The sequence below is a fragment of the Methylobacterium sp. WL7 genome, from assembly GCF_008040085.1.
In the GTDB taxonomy this organism is placed as follows: domain Bacteria; phylum Pseudomonadota; class Alphaproteobacteria; order Rhizobiales; family Beijerinckiaceae; genus Methylobacterium; species Methylobacterium mesophilicum.
The window spans coordinates 1-621 of record NZ_VRVG01000356.1; the positions used below are offsets into that span (position 1 = coordinate 1).

1 protein-coding gene is annotated in these 621 nt (G+C 58.9%); it reads right to left on the reverse strand.

All coding sequences use genetic code 11. From position 1 onward, the window contains the following. Positions 1-42 precede the first annotated feature (42 nt). Positions 43-621 (reverse strand): response regulator transcription factor (locus tag FV233_RS29760; RefSeq protein ID WP_147899665.1); only part of this gene is annotated, 579 nt, incomplete at its 5' end.

A 621-nucleotide genomic window follows, 5' to 3' on the forward strand; every position in this document is an offset into this window, starting at 1 on the left:
ACCCTGAACCGCCAGCTTGAGCCAAATTGTCCGCTGCCTCGGTCACTGCCCTGAAAAGCCGCTGCTTCTTGGTACGAACCGTTTGTTGCCGTACCGGCCCATTTCGTCATTAGTGACTGGCGGCAGCCCGAGTTGGCGAGCGAGTGATACCAAATCACTCAGCCGCCCGGTTCGCGTTTTGCGGCGCAAGTTGACCCGGTGGGTCTCTACGGTCCGCACGCTCAGGTCTAGGTGGCGGGCGACGTCTTTGTTGCTGAACCCAGAAATTAGAAAACGCAGCACCTCCGCCTCGCGCGGCGTCAGCCCGAAGTCGTTTTTCTGCTCCGATTGAGCAAGGCAATTCGCTCCCGTAGCGAGAGCGAGCAGCGCGGTGCAGATTTCGCGCGACGATTGTGAACGTCCCACAAAGGCGCTGGCGCCAGCAACTAGGAGCGCCTGGAAATCGCCAGCCGTGAGCGCGTCGAAAGCAACGAGGATGCGAAGCTTCGGCCATCGCTCCTTCAACTTGGAGATGCGCGCGATCCCGGTTGCGAGTTGGATGTCGTTTAGAAAAGCCAGAACGACTGCATGTTCGATGTCAGCCTCATCGAGTTCCACCTCATCAATTGTGTGGAACTGCGG